We start from the raw sequence: 17,441 nt of genomic DNA on the forward strand, positions 1-17,441 counted from the left end.
ACGATTTCCGGAAGGTTATGGATCGCATGCCGTTGACGGCGCTAACCCTGTTTCACCTTGCCAGCCTGCTGATCGCGGGGGCCGTGGGGGTCGCGACTTTCCGTTTCATCCCTGAAACGTCGATGTATGACGCGGCCTTTACCGGCCTGCTTGTCCTGGCGCTTGGCGTCCTGTCCGGCGAGGGCGCGGCGCGTCGGCTCGAACGTCGGCTGCTGATGCGCAGCCTGGAGGCGGAACGCGCGGCACGCGAGGGCCAGGCGGGAGCCATTGCCGAACTGACGGCTGAACTGGATGGCCTGCGCAAGCATCGCGACCAGGAGGAACTGGTGGCCGAGATGCGCATGGTCCGCTCCCAGCTGGCCCGCATCGCCGCCGGCGGGTCGTCGGCCGGGCAGGCTTCTGGTGCTCCGCGCCATGCAGGGCCGGTCGAGCTGGAGGGCCAGCCCCTCATCGAGGCGGTGCTTTCTGCCCTGAAGGACAACCGCATCGACCTCTACCTGCAGCCGGTGGTGCAATTGCCACAGCGTCGTCTGGCCTTCCACGAATGTCTGACTCGGCTGCGTGACGGTGAGAACCATCTCATCGCGCCGGGCCAGTATCTGCCGGTGGCGGAGCAGGCGGGGCTGACCGCGACGATCGACAACCTTTCCCTGTTCCGCTGCGTCCAGGCCCTGAAGCGGCGGCGCAACGACGATTCCAGCTTCGGTTTCTTCTGCAACCTGTCCATGGCGACGCTGGAGGACGAAGGTTTCTTCGAGCAGTTTCTGGAATTCCTGGTGGCCAACCGGGACCTCGCCAGCCGGTTGGTGTTCGAGCTTGAAGCCGACCGGCTGCTGCAGGCCACACCGAAAGTCCGGGAGCATCTGGACAGCCTGAAACGGATCGGGTTCCGCCTCTCCGTCGACAATATCGACCGCGCGGACATCGATCTGCTCGCCCTGGTCGATGCCGGGGCGGTCTTCGCCAAGGTGGATGTCGGTGTGCTGAAGCAACTCGGGCATGCCGACCGGCCCCTGCCCCTGCTGGTGGAAAAGCTGCGCGCGCGCGGCATGGTCCTGATCGCCGCCAAGGTGGAGAGCGAGGATCAGGTGCTGGATCTGGTCGAGGATGATTTGACGCTGGCGCAGGGCTACCTGTTCGGCGAACCACGCCCGATGCGCGCGGATGCCTGATTGCAACTTTCTGACGTTACAGATTAATTAGCGTTGTCATGCAATTTGCGCATGGCTTCGCGCGTTCTTGTCGATTGTGCGGTTGCGAAGATATCTGCATTTTCGGAACATGTCTGATGCAGTGCAACAAATCGCTCCCGCAGGTCCCTTCCAGAGACTGGTCCTTTCCATGAGTATCGAAGGTCCGATCCGGGGTGTTGGCCTCTATTGCCTGGCCCTCGTGCTGTTTGTCGGCATGGGGACGCTGGCCAAGACACTGGCCGCGATCTATCCGATCGAGCAGGTGATCTGGGCGCGGTACTTCTTTCATGTGCTGCTGATTGTCCTGATGTTTCCGCGCCGCATCGGCAGCCTGTTCAAGACCAGGCGGCTTGGCCTGCAGATCACCCGGTCGGTGGTGGTCTTCGCCGCAACCGCGTTCGGTTTCACGTCCCTGAGCATCATGCCGATGGCCGAGGTCTCGGCGATTGGCTACGTCGCGCCGCTGATGGTCACCATCATGTCCTTCCTCATCCTCAAGGAGAAGGTGGGACCCAGGCGTCTGCTGGCCGTCGGCATCGGTTTTGTCGGGGTCATCGCGATCCTGCGGCCCGATCAGGCCAATTTCAGCCTCTGGTCGCTGCTGCCGCTGGCCATGGCGACCTGCTACGCCACCTTCATGGTGATGACGCGCCTGATCCGTGGCGCGGCCCCGCCGCTCAATTCCCTGTTCTACACGGCCATTGTCGGTGCCGTCGTGGCGACCATTCCGCTGCCCTTCATCTGGCAGGACCCGGAGCCGCTGCACTGGCTGATGTTCGCCGGCATGGGGCTCATCGGTGGCACCGGGCATTTCCTGATGATCAAGGCGTTCGAGCAGACGGAGGCGTCGATGATCGCGCCGTTCGTCTATACGGAACTGCTCTGGTCCATCGTCGCCGGTGCGATCTTCTTCAGCGAGATTCCCGGCATCGGCATGCTGGTCGGCGCGGCAGTGATCATGGCCAGCGGCCTGTTCATCCTCTACCGCGAACAGCGCGCCGCAGCGGAGGCAAAGGCTGCCGCACTGGCATCGTCCGGGGCCGACTGACGGCCGGTCCGAACATCTTCATTTGTTGATTGATCGCTGCCTTGACCGGCGGGCACTGGCCTGCACTCAGTCCTTGGCGTCCATCGGTTTCAGGTTGTTGATCGCCCGCTTGTTCACGATGGTGATCTCGCCAGTCCGATTGCAGAGCACGGGAAAGAAGTCGCCCGGACCATTCAGCAGGTCCAGCACGCGTTCGGTGGCCCGGATGAAGACACTGCCTTCGATCTCCGTCCCATCCGTCATCAGCAGCAGGGCATCCACCTTGACCTTGGGGACATAGTGGGAGCCTGCGCGGGGGCTGTTCTTGTACACCGTTCTCATGTCCTTCATCCTAGGGGGTTCAGGGTTAAGATACAGTTGCGGCATGGCCGACGCCACACCGCTGCAACGGAAGTCTAGCACCCTCTTGCGTTCCATGGGGCAAACACGGCATAACCCGCGTGGGAGGTTGTCGGTGGACGTGCCACTCGCCAACCCGGTCAGATCCGGAAGGAAGCAGCCGTAACGAATTCGGTGCGGGTCATCTGGCAGCCTCCTGCTTCTGAAGCATCATCGCGCGAGCAGCGCCCATGACGATGCTGCAATTCAGGGAATTCGAGGTGCGCGGGACATGAGCGGCACGAACGCTGTACCCTACCAGGTCCTCGCACGGAAATACCGACCCCAGACCTTTGACGAACTGATCGGGCAGGAAGCGCTGGTCCGCACGCTGGGCAATGCGATCGCGCGCAACCGGCTGCACCATGGATACATGCTCACCGGGGTGCGCGGCGTCGGCAAGACCACCACGGCCCGCATCATCGCCAAGGCCCTGAACTGCCGCACGGCGGATGGCCCGACGATGACGCCCTGCGGCACCTGCGAGGATTGCCGTGCCATCGTCGATGGCCGCCATATCGATGTGCAGGAACTGGATGCCGCGTCCCGCACCAAGGTGGAGCAGATGCGGGAGCTGCTGGACGGTGTGCCCTATCTGCCCGTTCAGGCCCGCACCAAGGTCTACATCATCGACGAGGTCCACATGCTCTCGTCGAACTCCTTCAATGCGTTGCTGAAGACGCTGGAGGAGCCGCCGGAGCACGTCATCTTCATCTTCGCCACGACGGAGATCCGCAAGGTGCCGGTGACCGTGCTGTCGCGCTGTCAGCGTTTCGATCTGCGCCGGGTGCCTGCGGACAAGCTGATCGCGCATCTGGGCGGCATCGCGGAGAAGGAGGGCGCCGAGGTCGATGAGGGCGCGCTGCAACTGATTGCCCGCGCCGCGGAGGGATCGGTGCGCGACTCCCTCTCCCTGCTCGATCAGGCCATCGCCCACGGGGCGGGCAAGGCCGATACGGCGCTGGTACGCGACATGCTGGGACTGGCGGACCGGATGCGGGTCCTGGACCTCTATGACGCCGTGATGCGGGGGCAGGCCGGTGACGCGCTGCTGCTGCTGCGCGAACTGCATGACGCGGGGGCGGATGCCCAGGTCGTGCTGCAGGACATGCTGGAGGTCACGCACTGGCTGTCTGCGGAACGGCTGGCACCTGGCCACGAACCGCCGGAGGCGCGTTCGGGAACGGAGCGGGAGAAGGGGGCCGAACTGGCGGCGTCCCTTTCCATGCCCGCGCTGAGCCGGGCCTGGTCGCTGCTGCTGAAGGGGGTGGAGGAGTGCCGGATCGCCCCCGCACCGATGGCTGCGGCCGAGATGACCCTGATCCGCCTGGCCTATGCCGCCGACCTGCCGGATCCGGCGGACCTGCTGCGACGCCTGAAGGATGGCGGCGCTTCGGCCGGGGGCGTACAGGGCGGTGCGTCCGCGCCTTCGCCATCGCCCTCATCAGGGCCTGCCTCGTCTGCATCATCGTCCGGTTCGGGCGGAAGTGGTTCGGTGGTCGCCTTCCGTGGCAGCGGGGGGATCGCCCCGCGCCCGCAGGCGGAACCGGAGGTGCCGGAGCCCCATGTCGAGATCGCGCAGGCCCCGGAACCGCAGCAGCCGCCCCCGCCCGCTCCGCCGGAAGATTTCCCGGCCCTGGTGGCCTGGGTCGCCGATCAGGGGCAGATCAACCTGGCCGGACAGTTGACCCACAATGTCCGGCTGGTCAGCTATCGTCCCGGCAGGCTGGAAATCGCGCTGACGGACAAGGCCCAGCCCGACATCACCAATCGGCTGGTGCGTGTGATCCGAAAGCACTTCGGGTCGCAGTGGAGCGTCGCGATAGCCTCTGAATCGGATGCCGCGACCCTGCACGAGCAGGATGAGGCGACGAAACGCGATACAGCGGAGCGCCAGATGGAGAATCCGCTGGTGCGTGCCGTGCTGGAAGTCTTCCCCGAAGCGCGATTGCTGGGTATCAAGCCGCTCGTGACCGCCGAATCGGACGGGATGGACGCGGACGCACTGGATGATGAGAGCGAGGAACCATGAAGAATCTCGGCAATCTGATGAAGCAGGCCAAGGCCATGCAGGAACGCATGGAGCGGGCGCAGGCGGAACTGGAGACGCTGGAGGTCGAGGGTGAGTCCGCTGCGGGCATGGTGCGTGTCACCCTGACTGCCAAGGGCCGCATGCGAGGGATCAAGATCGACCCCACCCTGATCGATCCGCAGGATCCGGAAGTGCTGGAGGACCTCATCACCGCTGCCCACAACGACGCCCGCACCAAGGCCGACGCGGCAACGCAGGAGAAGATGGGCGAGCTGACAGGCGGACTGGAACTGCCACCGGGCATGAAGCTGCCGTTCTGATGCCCACGCACAGGGTGGGGTGCCATGGCCGGCAATGATGTCGAGCGGCTGATCCGTCTGCTGTCGAAGCTGCCGGGGCTTGGCCCGCGGTCCGCGCGCCGAGCCGCACTGCACATGATACAGAAGCGGGAAACGGTGATGGAGCCGCTGGCGGAGGCGCTGTCGGCGACGGCGGCGGCCGTGCGGATCTGCACCACCTGCGGCAACATCGATACCTCCGACCCCTGTGCCATCTGTGTCGATCCGCGCCGGGATCACAGCGTGATTTGCGTCGTCGAGGGTGTCGGCGATCTCTGGGCGCTGGAGCGTGCGAATGCGTTCCGGGGCCGGTATCACGTGCTTGGTGGTGTGCTGTCGGCGCTGGACGGCGTGACGCCGGAGGATCTGAATCTCGAATCCCTGATGGTCCGGGCCATGGCTGCCGATGTCTCGGAGATCATTCTTGCGACCAATGCGACCGTGGACGGCCAGACCACGGCCCATTATCTGACAGACCGGCTGGCGGACAGCGGCGTCAGCATCACACGGCTGGCGCGCGGCCTGCCGGTTGGCGGCGAACTGGACTATCTGGACGACGGAACGCTGCTGACAGCGCTGTCGAGCCGCAAGCCGATCTGAACCTCAATCATCTGAACCATTCCTGAGTACGGAGCAATCATGGCGTCCAGCGCACATGCCATCGTCATCGGCAACGAGAAGGGCGGTACCGGCAAGTCCACCACCGCGATGCATATCATCGTGTCCCTGCTGCATCGGGGCTGCAGGGTTGGCTCCGTCGACCTGGATGCCCGGCAGGGGACGCTGACCCGCTATGTGGAGAACCGCAGGGCAACAGCCACCCGGAAGGGCATTGCGCTGGCATGGCCGGCGCATCAGACCGTGGCCGCCAGCGGCGATGCCGAGAAGGATGCGCAGGCCTTCTTCAGCGCGCTGCAGCAACTGGCACCCTTCAACGACTTCGTGGTGATCGACTGCCCCGGCCACGACAACCCGCTCAGCCGCCTGGGCCACAATTTCGCCGATACGCTGATCACGCCGCTGAACGACAGTTTCATCGACCTGGACAATCTGGCCGATGTCGAACCGGAGAGCTTCGACATCCGGCGTCCCAGCCGCTACGCCGAGATGGTCTGGGAGGAGAAGAAGCGCCGCATGCTGCGGGACCGTGGATCGATCGACTGGGTCGTGCTGCGCAACCGCCTGTCCCATCTGGATGCCCGCAACAAGCGCCGCGTGGGGGACGTCCTGGAGCGGCTGGCGGAGCGTATCGGCTATCGTGTCGTGCCGGGCCTGACGGAGCGCGTGATATACAGGGAACTGTTCCTGGATGGTCTGACCCTGCTGGACGTGATGGCGGACGGATCCGGGGTGGATGTGACCATGTCGCATCTGGCGGCACGTCAGGAACTGCGTGACCTGATGGATTCACTGAACCTGGAAATGCCGGCGTCGGCGGAAGCAGTCCCGGCCTGACCGGTCCGGGCATCGAGGTTGGCGGCACCGCCGATTCAGGCGTTGACAGGATAACGGGCGGCCCCTATACGTCCGGCTCCGCGGTCAAAGTGCTTTTTGGCCGCGTTTTCCTGTTTGAATACGGGAACAGAATTTTACACAGAACGGGCACCGGATAGCTGATGTCAAAGCGGATTAGTGCGAAGTACAAGATCGATCGCCGGATGGGCGAAAACCTCTGGGGTCGTCCGAAGAGCCCGGTGAACCGGCGCGACTACGGTCCGGGCCAGCATGGCCAGACCGGCAAGCGGAAGAAGGTTTCCGACTTCGGCCTGCACCTGCGCGCGAAGCAGAAGCTGAAGGGCTACTACGGCAGCATCACCGAGAAGCAGTTCCGTCGTATCTACGGCGAGGCAGTGCGTCGCCGCGGTGATACCTCCGAGAACCTGATCGGCCTGCTGGAGTCGCGTCTGGACGCCGTGGTCTACCGGATGAAGCTGGTACCGACGGTCTTTGCCGCGCGTCAGTTCGTCAATCATGGCCATGTGAAGGTCAACGGCCGCCGCGTGAACATCCCGAGCTATCGCTGCAAGGAAGGCGATGTGATCGAGGTTCGCGAGAAGTCGCGGGAGATGGGGCTGATCCTGGAAGCGGTCGACTCGGTCGAGCGTGAGGTCCCGGACTACATCAACGTCGATCACGAGAAGCTGCGCGGTGAGTTCATCCGGGTGCCGAAGCTGGCCGATGTGCCTTATCCGGTGCAGATGGAACCCAACCTGGTCATCGAGTATTACTCGCGCTGATCAGGGGCCTGCGGGCCGACACTGAAGAATCCGGAACGGCGTCGCGGGAGCGGCGCCGTTCTGCGTTTCGGGACGGACGGCTGCGGTCGTCGTGCGAAGCGGGGATGGGGCCTGGCGCGGCCCCGGACCTCGTCTGCAGGTGCAATGCGGTCAGGCGGGCGTTGACGCTCTGGCCAGGCCGGGGGAATCGGCGGAACCGGCTGTGATGACACGTGCCGACGGCACGTTCAGGCTTGCAACGGTGCCCTTCAGGGGCGTGCTCTCCAGCGTGATGCCGGCGCCGTGCAGCGCAGCCATTTCCTGGGCAATGCTCAGTCCGAGACCGATCCCCTCCACATTGGCGAGGGACGGATCGCCGACACGTTCAAAGGGCTTCATGATGCGTTTCAGATCGCCCGGCGCGATTCCGACCCCATTGTCACGCACTTCAATGGTGACACCGTCCGCGTGATGGCTGGCGATGAGCCAGATCTCCGCACCCTCGCCCGAGTACTGCACAGCGTTGGCCAGCAGGTTGGCCAGGATGGACCGCAGGGCTCTCCGGTCCATGCGCAGTGCCGGGAACACCGGCGGAATGACGATGGAGATGGGGTGGGGGTGGGCGCTGGAGAGCGGGGCCATCATCGACCGGACACGTTCAAGTTCGCCTGCCAGTTCGATCTCGGCATCGATCAGGGAAACGCGTCCCGAGTCGATCTCCGCGAAGCTGACCATGTTCTCGATGATGGCCAGCAGCCGCTCGCCGCTGTCATGGATATCAGCGGCATAGTCGCGATAGCGGGGATTGCCGACACTGCCGAGCGCCTCATGCGAGATCATCTCGGAGAATCCGATGATGGCGTTCAGCGGGGTGCGCAGTTCGTGACTGATGTTGGACATGATGCGGGTCTTGCTGGCATTCGCATTCTCCGCGGCTTCCCGCGCGATCGAGAGGCGCTGGTTGCGGCTTGCCGCCGCGCGCAGGGACCGGTTGAGCCGCCGCAGCAGCAGGAACAGCAGCCCGGTCACGCCAAGCAGGCCCACGAGCAGACCGATCATGGTCAGGGTCGTGGGCATGTCCGGTCTGACAACACCGGTGCCGAAGCCCGGCAGAAGGGCAGGCAGCGTGACCGAGACGGCCTGGACACCGCCGACCTCGCCCGTGACCCAGTCCTGTCTGGGCGAAAGAGGGTCGTTGTTGTGGCAGCCGACGCAGCCCGCGCGCATCACGACCGGCTCCGCATAGCGCAGCACGCCCCCGGTCAACCCGGCATTGACCTGAATGATGGGCTTGCTGTCGGAGTCCTGCAGTGCCGCAATGGCACGTCTCTCGAAATCGTCTCTCGGTCCCCCGTCTTCGCGATAGGGATAGGGCCAGGGGCTGTAGAAGTGCATGCGGGGATCAATCCACTGGCCCAGTTCGATCGAGACGGTTGCGGGCATCGGGATCGCACCCGGAACCTTGCGGTAGTCGTGACGGACTTCCGCGCCGGCTTCCTTCGCCCGGGGGACGATTTCCTGTGTGTAGTAGTCGCGGACCATTTCCAGCGAGGCCGCGTAGGTGCGGGCGGTCTCGGTCGCCGTGCGGGTTCTCAGATTGTCGAGGACCTGCCAGGAGAGGATTCCGGTCAGGATCACTCCTGTGACCAGAAACATCGAGGCGCTTGCCAGCGGTCGTCGGGCCATGCGCTGCAGCACATGGCGGTCAACCGTGTCGCGGACAACCTGCAGCCAGAATGGTCGGTATGACATGGGCTTTGCACGCATATCGGAACGAGATGCACGAGCCTGTCATGTCCGGCTTAATGAAGTGTTCAGGGACGCTGGCTTTTTCCTTGCCCCGTGCCGCAGCGCCCGGGGACCCGGTCGCGACCGCTATGCGGGGATGGCCGCTGTGCGGGCCGGCACAGGTGCGGAAGAGATCTCCGGGACCCTGGGAATGGGCAGTTCCCGGTGCCCGGCAGGCCCTGGCGACCTCGCCGTGACGGGGCTATTCCTTCTCGACAACCGGTCCCCTGTCACTGGCCGGCATCCGTTGCGAACCGTCCTCGTTGCGGGCCGGTACGGACTCCGGTGTGCCGAAGGGCATGGTCTCGACATAGATCGACGATGACGGGAACGCAAAGCTGGTACCGGCGTCTTCCACCAGTGTCTTCAGGTGATAGAGCAGTTCTTCCTTCACCTTCATCCACTCGGCCCACTTCGTCGTCGTGGTGAAGCAGTAGAGCATGATGTCGATGGAGGAACTGTTGAAGCTGTCTGCGTGGATCAGCGTCGATACCTTGGCTGGATCGGTCTCGAAGTCGTCGTTGCCGCGGATATAGTCGTTCAGTCCGTCCACCACCTGTTTCAGCTGGTCGTTGGTCGTCCGGTACTCCAGCCCGACCATCCAGTAGATCCGGCGGTTCGTCATGCGGGAGAAATTGGTCACGGCATTGTCGGCCAGATCCGAGTTCGGCACGGTGACCAGTGCCTTGTCGAACCGGCGGATCTTCGTGGTACGGAAACCGACGGTCTCGACGGTGCCTTCGACGTCCGTTGTCTTGATCCATTCACCTTCGACAAAGATCTTGTCGACGAAGATCGCGACGCCGCCGAACAGGTTGGAGATCAGGTTCTGCGCGCCGAAGGCGACGGCCATGCCGATCAGGCCGAGGCCACCGAGCACCGCGCCGATGTTGAAATCCCACTCCTGCAGGATCGCGGCGGCCCCCAGCACGGTGATGATGACGCGGATCAGCCGGACGGCGAAATTCTTCAGGGTCGACGCCATGCCCTCGCCGCCGACGGACGTGATCGCCCGGTCAAGCACGAACGAAAGCGGGCCGACGCAACGATAGAAGGTCCAGAAGATGGTGAAGGCGATCAGGGACCGCACCACCTTGGCCATCGCCGCGTCGATCTCGTCCGGCAGGGGCGCGACGCGGCTCGCCAGAAACAGACCGACGACAAGGAAGACGAAGCGGATCGGACCACTGAGGGCGACGACGAGTTCGTCGTCAAAGCGGTTGCTGCTGCGCCCCACCAGACGCTCCAGCATGTTCAGCAGGAAGCCGCTGACCAGTCCCCGCAGCACCACGAAGGCCATGAAGACCACGATGGCGACGATGATCCTGTCGGCCTCGACGCCAAAGGCACCCTGGTCCCAGACCTCACGTACCTGGGCCCAGAACTGGCCAAGCTCACTCATTGCTGTCCCTCAGTCCCGCTTCGTTCGATCAGGACTCGGTGTATCAGGCTGCTTCGGTGAAGGCGACGCCCTTTTCACGGAACAGCTGCGGCAGCTCGCCGGATTCGGCCATCTCGCGAACGATGTCGCAGCCGCCGACGAACTCACCCTTCACGTAGAGCTGCGGGATGGTCGGCCAGTCGGAGTACTCCTTGATGCCCTGGCGGATGTCGGCATCCTCCAGCACGTTGACGGAGGAAAACTTGACGCCGAAGTAGCTCAGGATCTGCACCGTCGCGGCGGAGAAACCGCACTGCGGAAAAACCGGCGTGCCCTTCATGAACAGGACGACTTCGTTTGCCTTTACTTCCGCATCGATGCGGTCCCTGGTGGCCGTGTCAGTCATGTGTCTGATCCTTCTCGGAAAAAATGTGCCGTAGGATGGGGGGATTGGTCTCAGGCAGGTGCGGACGTCTGCAGGGCCAGGGCATGAAGCTCTTCCCCCATCCGTCCGCGCAGGGCCTTGTAGACCAGCTGATGCTGCTGAACGCGGGACTTGCCCGTGAAAGCACTGGAGATGACATGGGCAGCATAGTGATCGCCATCGCCGGCGAGGTCGGTGATCGTCACCTCCGCGTCCGGCAGGGCATCTCGGATCAGGGCCTCGATCTCGCCCGGGTCCATTGCCATGTCATTCCTCCATCAGCTCGGTTCGTCGTTCAGGTGCCGTCGGCACTGTCAGGAAGCGACCGCAGCCGCCATGTGCTCCGGCAACGTACGTTCGTGCGCATCCCGCAATGCCGCGACGGATATGGTCAGGCAACCGCTGACAGTCAACTCGGCGCCACCGGTTTCACCCAGGATTGTCGCCTTCACGCCGCTGGCCTCAGCCATTGCCAGGATCACATCCGGATTCGTCACAGTCACGAGGTATCGTGCCTGATCTTCTCCGAACAGGAAAGCGTGAGGGGCCACATCCGATTCCGGCAGGTCGATGCGGGCACCGATCCCGCCTGCCATGGCCATCTCGGCAAGCGCCACCGCCAGCCCGCCGTCCGACAGGTCGTGGCAGGCTGTCGCCAGTCCGCTGCGGATCATGCCGCGGACCACGTCCCCGGTGCGCCGCTCCTGCGCCAGATCGACCGGCGGGGGTGGCCCCTCGGCGCGGGTCAGGATATCGCGCAGATACAGGCTCTGGCCCAGATGGCCACGGGTTTCCCCCAGCAGCACGATGGTCTGGCCCGCCGCCGGGAATGCCACGCCAACACGCTGGCTCGCATCCTTCAGCAGGCCGACACCACCGATGGCGGGTGTGGGCAGGATTCCGACGCCATTGGTTTCGTTGTAGAGGGAGACATTGCCGGAAATGACCGGGAACTGCAGTGTCTCGCAGGCTTCGCGCATCCCCTCGATGCAGCCCACGAACTGGCCCATGATCTCCGGGCGCTCCGGGTTGCCGAAGTTGAGGCAATCGGTGATCGCCATCGGCGTGGCGCCGACAGCCGTGATGTTGCGCCAGCATTCGGCGACGGCCTGGCGGCCCCCCTCGACAGGATCGGCGAAGCAATAGCGCGGGGTGACATCCGTGGAGATCGCCAGCGCCTTGTTGGTGCCGTGCACCCGGACCAGTGCCGCGTCACCGCCGGGCCAGGCGATGGTGTCGGCCATGACCATGTGGTCGTACTGTTCCCAGATCCAGCGGCGTGAGCAGCCGTCGAAGCCGCCGACCAGGCGCATCAGCGCATCGGCCATGTCATTCGGTGCCGGAGCATCGGCCGGGGCGAGGGGCGCACGCTTTTCCGTCTGCTGCCACGGGCGCTCGTAGGCCGGGGCGTCATCGACCAGCGGTCGCACGGGGATGTCGCCGACGATCCTGCCGCCCTGCTTCAGGGTGAAGCGACCCGTATCGGTCAGATGGCCGACGACGGCGAACTCGACACCCCACTTGGCGAAGATCGCGCGGGCCACATCCTCCTGCCCCGGTTCCAGCACCATCAGCATGCGTTCCTGGCTTTCGGACAGCATGATCTCGTAGGCGCTCATGTTGGTTTCGCGCTGGGGCACCTTGTCCAGGTCCAGTTCCAGCCCGACACCACCCTTGTCCGCCATCTCGACTGACGAACAGGTCAGGCCTGCCGCGCCCATGTCCTGAATGGCGACGATGGCGTCCGTGGCCATCAGTTCCAGACAGGCTTCCAGCAGCAGCTTCTCGGTGAACGGGTCTCCGACCTGCACCGTGGGGCGTTTCTCCTCCGACTGGTCGTCGAACTCGGCGGAGGCCATGGTGGCGCCGTGGATGCCATCGCGACCGGTGCGGGAGCCGACGTAGACCACCGGATTGCCGATGCCCGCCGCAGCCGAATAGAAGATGCGGTCGGTCTTTGCCAGCCCGACACACATGGCGTTGACCAGGATGTTGCCATTGTAGGCAGGGTCGAAGTTCACCTCCCCGCCCACCGTCGGCACGCCCATGCAGTTGCCATAGCCGCCGATGCCGGCAACGACACCGCTGACCAGTTGCCGCGTCTTCTGGTGATCCGGTGCACCGAAGCGCAGCGCGTTCATGTTGGCCACCGGGCGGGCGCCCATGGTGAAGACATCGCGCATGATGCCACCCACGCCTGTCGCCGCGCCCTGATAGGGCTCGATGAAGGACGGGTGGTTGTGGCTCTCCATCTTGAAGATCGCGGCGTCGCCGTCGCCAATGTCGATGATGCCGGCATTCTCACCCGGTCCGCAGATCACCCAGGGGGCTTCCGTCGGCAGGGTCTTCAGCCAGACCCGTGACGACTTGTAGGAACAGTGCTCCGACCACATGACGGAAAAGATGCCCAGTTCGGTCAGGTTCGGTTCCCGGCCGAGGGCACTCTTCACCCGGTCATATTCCTCCGCGGTCAGGCCATGCTCGGCCACGATCTCCGGCGTGATCTCGATGCTGTCGGGATCGGTACTCATGCCAGGGTCTCCACAAGTGACCGGAACATGGCGGCGCCGTCCGTGCCGCCCAGATCCGGGTCCGCCGCCCGCTCCGGATGCGGCATCATGCCGAGCACGCGCCGGTTCGCGGACAGGATCCCCGCGATGTCGCGGCAGGACCCGTTCGGATTGTCGTTGTCGTAGCGGAAGGCCACCAGACCCTCACCCTCCAGCCGGTCCAGCGTCGCCTCATCGGCGAAGTAGTTGCCGTCGTGATGCGCCACGGGAATGGAGATGCGCTGCGCTGCCTGATAACCGGCGGTGAAGGGGCTCTGCGTATCCTCGACGCGCATCGCGACATGGCGGCAGACATACTTTCCGGCGGCATTGTTCATCAGCACCCCGGGCAGCAGTCCCGCCTCGCAGGCCATCTGGAAACCGTTGCAGATGGCGAAGACCGCGCCGCCCCGCTCCGCATGGCGCACGACGGCGGCCATGATCGGACTCAGTGCCGCGATGGCACCGACCCGCAGATAATCGCCATAGCTGAAGCCGCCGGGCAGGACGACCAGGTCCAGATCGGGCAGGTCGCTGTCACCGTGCCAGACCATGGCCGGGGGTTTTCCCGATGCCTGGTGCAGCGCCACGGCGGCGTCCCGGTCACAATTGCTGCCCGGAAAGACGATCACTGCCGATTTCATGATGCGCCCGTGCCCTGGCCTTCCCCGCCGATCTCGATGCGGTAGTTCTCGATTACCGTATTTGCCAGCAGTCGCTCGCACATGACCTTCAGGCGCTGTTCGGCAGCGGCGGCATCCGTATCCGCCAGCTCGATCTCGAACATCTTGCCCTGACGGACCTTCTCCACCCCGTCGTGACCGAGCCCGCGCAGGGCATGTTCGATCGCCTTGCCCTGGGGGTCGAGCACCCCGTTCTTCAGCGTGACAAAAACCCGTGCCTGCATCGGCCCCTCATCCTGTACTCAATAGCAATCTGTCGTTCGTTGCCCGGCAACGGCCCGTTACCCGTCAGTGGACGAGTTTCGGCCCGTTGAACTCGGCCTGATTCTCCGGCATCACGCCCAGTCGGCGCGCGACTTCCTGATAGGCTTCCTCGATTCCGCCCATATCGCGCCGGAACCTGTCCTTGTCCATCTTCTCGTTGGTCGAGGCGTCCCAGAGACGGCAGCTGTCGGGGCTGATCTCGTCGGCAAGGATGATCCGCATCATCTCGCCTTCCCAGATGCGCCCGAACTCGATCTTGAAGTCCACGAGGCGGATGCCGATGCCCAGGAAGAGTCCGGTCAGGAAATCGTTGATCCGGATCGTCTGGGCCATGATGTCGTCGATTTCCTGCGGCGTGGCCCAACCGAAGGCGGTGATGTGCTCCTCTGTCACGAACGGGTCACCCATCTCGTCATTCTTGAAGCAGAATTCGATGATGGAGCGGGGAAGGGCGGTGCCTTCCTCCATCTTGAAGCGTTCGGAGAAGGAACCGGCGGCCACATTCCGCACGATCACTTCCAGTGGCACGATCTCGACTTCCCGCACCAGTTGCTCGCGCATGTTGAGGCGGCGGATGAAGTGCGTCGGCACCCCGATCTCGTTCAGCCGGGTCATCAGAAACTCCGAGATCCGGTTGTTGAGCACGCCCTTGCCCGTGATCTCGCCCTTCTTCTGGGCGTTGAACGCGGTGGCGTCATCCTTGAAGTACTGCACGATCGTGCCGGGTTCCGGGCCTTCGAAGAGAATCTTCGCCTTGCCCTCATAGAGCTTCCTGCGACGGGCCATCGTGATTCTCGCTTTCCGAAGTGGCAGTGGGGGGCTTCCCTGAAGCGGCCGGACCATACAGAACGCGGGCGCAATCCGCAATCGGCGCAACGTGCCGGATGCGCGCGAAATGCCGCGTGGGTCCTTCGCCGGGCGTCGCTTGGTTGAACCTGTCACATTCGCGGACTATGTCTCTTCTCGGTGCAGCGCCCAATCCGGCGCAGTTTTTTTTGACGAGGGCAGACATGGCTGGGTTCGACGACCGCAAGAAGGCCGCTGAGGGCAAGTTCGCACTGGACAGCGAAAAGGAATTCAAGGCCACGGCCAGGCGCAACAAGCTGCTGGGGCTCTGGCTGGCGGAACAGATGGGCATGTCCGGCGCCGACGCCGATGCCTATGCCCGCGAAGTGATCGCCTCCGATTTCGAGGAGCCGGGCGACGAGGATGTCTACCGCAAGGTGAAGGCTGACATCGACAAGAAGGGCCTGGACATCTCCGAGCATCGCCTGCGCAAGCACATGGCCGATCTTCTGGAAGACGCCCGGCGGCAGATCGCGTCCGAATAGGCCTTTCGCGACCAGTCCTGCTGTCGGATGCCGGGGCTGATGCCTCGGCCGATTGCGTGTGTGCGGGCAACTGACGATTGATTCGGTTGCTGCCGGCGGGGCTGTAATTGCACCCCTTACGGGATATTGATCGGATTTCGTTCTCGTTTTCAGCGAACGTGGGCGTGACCATGGTCACTTCGTGAGCACCATTCGTCAGTCATGATGACGATAAGTGGTCGAATTGCTTCAGTTCGGAGCTCAGGGGGCTGAACGTTGCGCTCGTCGCTTCTGATTTTGCGCGATCGTGCAGTAGTGTTCCGATCATGTTTGTCTTGGCTTTGCTTGGACAGGCACGCAGGGATTCTGCCAGACAGGATGGGACAGTAATAATGCTGATCGTCAGGAGGGGCAGTGTAGCGCAGGCGGCGAGTGGGATTGCGCTGGCGCTGTTGATGCTGCCGTGGAACGGCGCGAGTGCCGAATCGTTGAAATCGGAAGTCGAGGGTCTGCTCGGCGATCATCCGCAGATTCGCGCGGCGCAGAGTGCTGTCGATGCGGGTACCGAGGGTGAGCGTCGGGAACGCGCAGGCTATCTGCCGACCGTCACAGGCACCGCGGGTGCCGGTTACGAACACACCGATTCGCTGGCGACCCGTGCCGCAGGTCAGGACAATGTGCAGTTCTTCGCCACGAACGCGACACTGGAAGTGCGCCAGAACGTCTTCAACGGCTTCGGTACCCGATCCGGCGTGCGCAGTGCCGGTGCGCTGACGCGTGCCGCAGAGGAAACGCTGACGGCGGTGACCCAGAACGTGGTGCTGGAGGCCGTGACCACGTACATGAATGTCCTGCGCAACCGCGAACTCGTCCGGCTGAACCGGGGCAACGAGCGCGCGATCCAGGAACAGCTGCAGCTCGAGGATGAGCGCGTTCAGCGCGGCTCCGGCATCGCGGTCGATGTTCTGGAGGCCAAGAGCCGTCTGCAGATCGCGCGGGAACAGAGCGTGGCGTTCCAGGGTGCGCTGAAGGACACGGTCGCCAACTATATCCAGGTCTTCGGCCATGCGCCGGTGCTTGACGAGATGCGGGCGGTCACGCCGGCACAGGAAAGCCTGCCGGCGACCAAGGAAGAAGGCATTGCCCTGATCCAGAAGGGCAATCCGGTCATCCAGATCGCGCAGGCGCAGGTCAGTTCCGCGCTGCATGAACGTGATCGTGCGGCATCGACATACTGGCCGTCGCTTGACGTCGTCGCCCGCGCGAACATCGAGAACAACCTGTCGGGCGCCGAGGATGTCCGGCACGATTATTCGCTGAAGCTGGAGGCGCGCTGGGTCCTGTTCGACGGCCTGCTGACGCCGGCCAACACGGGTGCCGCCGCGGCGCGCTATCAGGAGGCGATCCAGAACGGGCGCAATGTGACCCGCAAGACCATCGAGCTGATGGAAATCGCCTGGCACCAGATGGAAGTTGCCGACGAACGCGCGGAACTGCTGCGCAATGCCATGAACATCGCGGCGGAGGTCTTCGCCTCCCGGCTTGAACTGCGCGAAGCCGGCAAGGAAACCGCGATCAACGTGCTGGATGCGCAGAGCCAGCTCTACAATGCCTGCATCAACTTCGTGAATGCAGTTTTCGATTCCGAGATTGCGGCCTATCGCGTGCTGAACACGCTGGGAGAACTCGACCGGGGGGCGGTCGCGAATTCCCAGCCTGTGGAGCAGTCCACAGTGGTGGAACAGTGTGGGTTCAAGGCTGGCAAGGATGAATACCGCGTCGGGGATTGAGTCGTCTGGAGTTTTTGAAAACTGGAGTGGTCGGGGACTCCAGTGGA

Annotated in this window: 18 protein-coding genes and 1 other RNA gene; 10 read left to right on the forward strand and 9 right to left on the reverse strand. The window is 63.9% G+C overall.

Annotated features, from left to right (window positions below; all coding sequences use genetic code 11):
• Nucleotides 1-32 precede the first annotated feature (32 nt).
• Nucleotides 33-1,172, forward strand: a complete 1,140-nt coding sequence (locus QGV54_RS00830; RefSeq protein WP_281018777.1) for an EAL domain-containing protein — start codon at nucleotides 33-35, stop codon at nucleotides 1,170-1,172.
• A 169-nt stretch (nucleotides 1,173-1,341) separates the two neighbouring features.
• Nucleotides 1,342-2,241, forward strand: coding sequence for a DMT family transporter (locus QGV54_RS00835; protein ID WP_281018776.1), 900 nt, complete (start codon nucleotides 1,342-1,344; stop codon nucleotides 2,239-2,241).
• A 66-nt stretch (nucleotides 2,242-2,307) separates the two neighbouring features.
• Here the strand turns inward: QGV54_RS00835 and QGV54_RS00840 are convergent, their stop codons facing one another.
• A complete protein-coding gene (locus QGV54_RS00840) occupies nucleotides 2,308-2,562 on the reverse strand; it encodes a hypothetical protein (protein WP_281018775.1) in 255 nt (84 codons plus the stop codon).
• A 121-nt stretch (nucleotides 2,563-2,683) separates the two neighbouring features.
• On the opposite strand from QGV54_RS00840, the gene ffs reads away from it, so the two are divergent.
• The 6 genes from ffs (at nucleotide 2,684) to rpsD (ending at nucleotide 7,226) form a co-directional block, all read left to right on the forward strand.
• Nucleotides 2,684-2,781, forward strand: an RNA gene (gene ffs / locus QGV54_RS00845) — signal recognition particle sRNA small type.
• Between the two features lie 70 nt (nucleotides 2,782-2,851).
• Nucleotides 2,852-4,651, forward strand: a complete 1,800-nt coding sequence (locus tag QGV54_RS00850) for a DNA polymerase III subunit gamma/tau (protein ID WP_281018774.1) — start codon at nucleotides 2,852-2,854, stop codon at nucleotides 4,649-4,651.
• Nucleotides 4,648-4,971: a YbaB/EbfC family nucleoid-associated protein gene (locus QGV54_RS00855; RefSeq protein WP_281018773.1), complete on the forward strand. Its 324-nt coding sequence runs from the start codon at nucleotides 4,648-4,650 to the stop codon at nucleotides 4,969-4,971. Before QGV54_RS00850 ends, QGV54_RS00855 begins: the two co-directional genes overlap by 4 nt.
• Nucleotides 4,972-4,995: 24 nt before the next feature.
• Nucleotides 4,996-5,589: a recombination mediator RecR gene (recR, locus tag QGV54_RS00860; RefSeq protein WP_281018772.1), complete on the forward strand. Its 594-nt coding sequence runs from the start codon at nucleotides 4,996-4,998 to the stop codon at nucleotides 5,587-5,589.
• A 39-nt stretch (nucleotides 5,590-5,628) separates the two neighbouring features.
• On the forward strand, nucleotides 5,629-6,444 hold the full coding sequence (locus tag QGV54_RS00865; protein ID WP_281018771.1) for a division plane positioning ATPase MipZ: 816 nt from the start codon (nucleotides 5,629-5,631) through the stop codon (nucleotides 6,442-6,444).
• Nucleotides 6,445-6,605: 161 nt separating this feature from the next.
• Nucleotides 6,606-7,226, forward strand: coding sequence for a 30S ribosomal protein S4 (rpsD, locus tag QGV54_RS00870; RefSeq protein WP_281018770.1), 621 nt, complete (start codon nucleotides 6,606-6,608; stop codon nucleotides 7,224-7,226).
• 150 nt (nucleotides 7,227-7,376) lie between these two features.
• On the opposite strand, the gene QGV54_RS00875 is transcribed toward rpsD, so the two are convergent.
• The 8 genes from QGV54_RS00875 to purC all read right to left on the reverse strand — a co-directional run bounded on the left by QGV54_RS00875 (nucleotide 7,377) and on the right by purC (nucleotide 15,080).
• Entirely contained in the window at nucleotides 7,377-8,957 is a 1,581-nt protein-coding gene (locus tag QGV54_RS00875) for an ATP-binding protein (RefSeq protein WP_281018769.1), read from the reverse strand.
• A 238-nt stretch (nucleotides 8,958-9,195) separates the two neighbouring features.
• Nucleotides 9,196-10,395: a mechanosensitive ion channel family protein gene (locus QGV54_RS00880; RefSeq protein ID WP_281018768.1), complete on the reverse strand. Its 1,200-nt coding sequence runs from the start codon at nucleotides 10,393-10,395 to the stop codon at nucleotides 9,196-9,198.
• Nucleotides 10,396-10,438: 43 nt separating this feature from the next.
• Nucleotides 10,439-10,780, reverse strand: coding sequence for a Grx4 family monothiol glutaredoxin (gene grxD, locus QGV54_RS00885; RefSeq protein WP_281018767.1), 342 nt, complete (start codon nucleotides 10,778-10,780; stop codon nucleotides 10,439-10,441).
• A gap of 50 nt (nucleotides 10,781-10,830) precedes the next feature.
• A complete protein-coding gene (locus QGV54_RS00890) occupies nucleotides 10,831-11,064 on the reverse strand; it encodes a BolA family transcriptional regulator (RefSeq protein WP_281018766.1) in 234 nt (77 codons plus the stop codon).
• Between the two features lie 48 nt (nucleotides 11,065-11,112).
• On the reverse strand, nucleotides 11,113-13,329 hold the full coding sequence (gene purL, locus QGV54_RS00895) for a phosphoribosylformylglycinamidine synthase subunit PurL (protein ID WP_281018765.1): 2,217 nt from the start codon (nucleotides 13,327-13,329) through the stop codon (nucleotides 11,113-11,115).
• Complete coding sequence (purQ, locus tag QGV54_RS00900; protein WP_281018764.1) at nucleotides 13,326-13,991, reverse strand: phosphoribosylformylglycinamidine synthase subunit PurQ; 666 nt, start codon at nucleotides 13,989-13,991, stop codon at nucleotides 13,326-13,328. The genes purL and purQ overlap by 4 nt, the downstream gene beginning before the upstream one ends.
• Nucleotides 13,988-14,254, reverse strand: coding sequence for a phosphoribosylformylglycinamidine synthase subunit PurS (gene purS / locus QGV54_RS00905; RefSeq protein WP_281018763.1), 267 nt, complete (start codon nucleotides 14,252-14,254; stop codon nucleotides 13,988-13,990). The genes purQ and purS overlap by 4 nt, the downstream gene beginning before the upstream one ends.
• A gap of 64 nt (nucleotides 14,255-14,318) precedes the next feature.
• On the reverse strand, nucleotides 14,319-15,080 hold the full coding sequence (gene purC, locus QGV54_RS00910) for a phosphoribosylaminoimidazolesuccinocarboxamide synthase (RefSeq protein ID WP_281018762.1): 762 nt from the start codon (nucleotides 15,078-15,080) through the stop codon (nucleotides 14,319-14,321).
• Between the two features lie 224 nt (nucleotides 15,081-15,304).
• Between purC and QGV54_RS00915 the strand changes: the two genes are divergently transcribed.
• Both QGV54_RS00915 and QGV54_RS00920 read left to right on the forward strand, forming a co-directional pair.
• Nucleotides 15,305-15,625, forward strand: coding sequence for a DUF1476 domain-containing protein (locus QGV54_RS00915; protein ID WP_281018761.1), 321 nt, complete (start codon nucleotides 15,305-15,307; stop codon nucleotides 15,623-15,625).
• Between the two features lie 467 nt (nucleotides 15,626-16,092).
• Nucleotides 16,093-17,394, forward strand: a complete 1,302-nt coding sequence (locus tag QGV54_RS00920; protein WP_281020039.1) for a TolC family protein — start codon at nucleotides 16,093-16,095, stop codon at nucleotides 17,392-17,394.
• Nucleotides 17,395-17,441: the final 47 nt, after the last annotated feature.

Source organism: Minwuia sp. IMCC3060 (genome assembly GCF_029909435.1).
Lineage (GTDB): Bacteria > Pseudomonadota > Alphaproteobacteria > Minwuiales > Minwuiaceae > Minwuia.

Excerpts from the sequence above, each read along its gene's own strand:
- purL (WP_281018765.1), bottom strand. The coding sequence starts at position 13,329 with ATGAGTACCGATCCCGACAGCATCGAGATCACGCCGGAGATCGTGGCC.
- purC (WP_281018762.1), bottom strand. The coding sequence starts at position 15,080 with ATGGCCCGTCGCAGGAAGCTCTATGAGGGCAAGGCGAAGATTCTCTTC.
- QGV54_RS00890 (WP_281018766.1), bottom strand. The coding sequence starts at position 11,064 with ATGGCAATGGACCCGGGCGAGATCGAGGCCCTGATCCGAGATGCCCTG.
- QGV54_RS00855 (WP_281018773.1), top strand. The coding sequence starts at position 4,648 with ATGAAGAATCTCGGCAATCTGATGAAGCAGGCCAAGGCCATGCAGGAA.
- recR (WP_281018772.1), top strand. The coding sequence starts at position 4,996 with ATGGCCGGCAATGATGTCGAGCGGCTGATCCGTCTGCTGTCGAAGCTG.
- purS (WP_281018763.1), bottom strand. The coding sequence starts at position 14,254 with ATGCAGGCACGGGTTTTTGTCACGCTGAAGAACGGGGTGCTCGACCCC.
- QGV54_RS00850 (WP_281018774.1), top strand. The coding sequence starts at position 2,852 with ATGAGCGGCACGAACGCTGTACCCTACCAGGTCCTCGCACGGAAATAC.
- QGV54_RS00880 (WP_281018768.1), bottom strand. The coding sequence starts at position 10,395 with ATGAGTGAGCTTGGCCAGTTCTGGGCCCAGGTACGTGAGGTCTGGGAC.
- QGV54_RS00835 (WP_281018776.1), top strand. The coding sequence starts at position 1,342 with ATGAGTATCGAAGGTCCGATCCGGGGTGTTGGCCTCTATTGCCTGGCC.
- QGV54_RS00915 (WP_281018761.1), top strand. The coding sequence starts at position 15,305 with ATGGCTGGGTTCGACGACCGCAAGAAGGCCGCTGAGGGCAAGTTCGCA.
- QGV54_RS00865 (WP_281018771.1), top strand. The coding sequence starts at position 5,629 with ATGGCGTCCAGCGCACATGCCATCGTCATCGGCAACGAGAAGGGCGGT.
- rpsD (WP_281018770.1), top strand. The coding sequence starts at position 6,606 with ATGTCAAAGCGGATTAGTGCGAAGTACAAGATCGATCGCCGGATGGGC.
- purQ (WP_281018764.1), bottom strand. The coding sequence starts at position 13,991 with ATGAAATCGGCAGTGATCGTCTTTCCGGGCAGCAATTGTGACCGGGAC.
- QGV54_RS00875 (WP_281018769.1), bottom strand. The coding sequence starts at position 8,957 with ATGTCATACCGACCATTCTGGCTGCAGGTTGTCCGCGACACGGTTGAC.
- grxD (WP_281018767.1), bottom strand. The coding sequence starts at position 10,780 with ATGACTGACACGGCCACCAGGGACCGCATCGATGCGGAAGTAAAGGCA.
- QGV54_RS00840 (WP_281018775.1), bottom strand. The coding sequence starts at position 2,562 with ATGAGAACGGTGTACAAGAACAGCCCCCGCGCAGGCTCCCACTATGTC.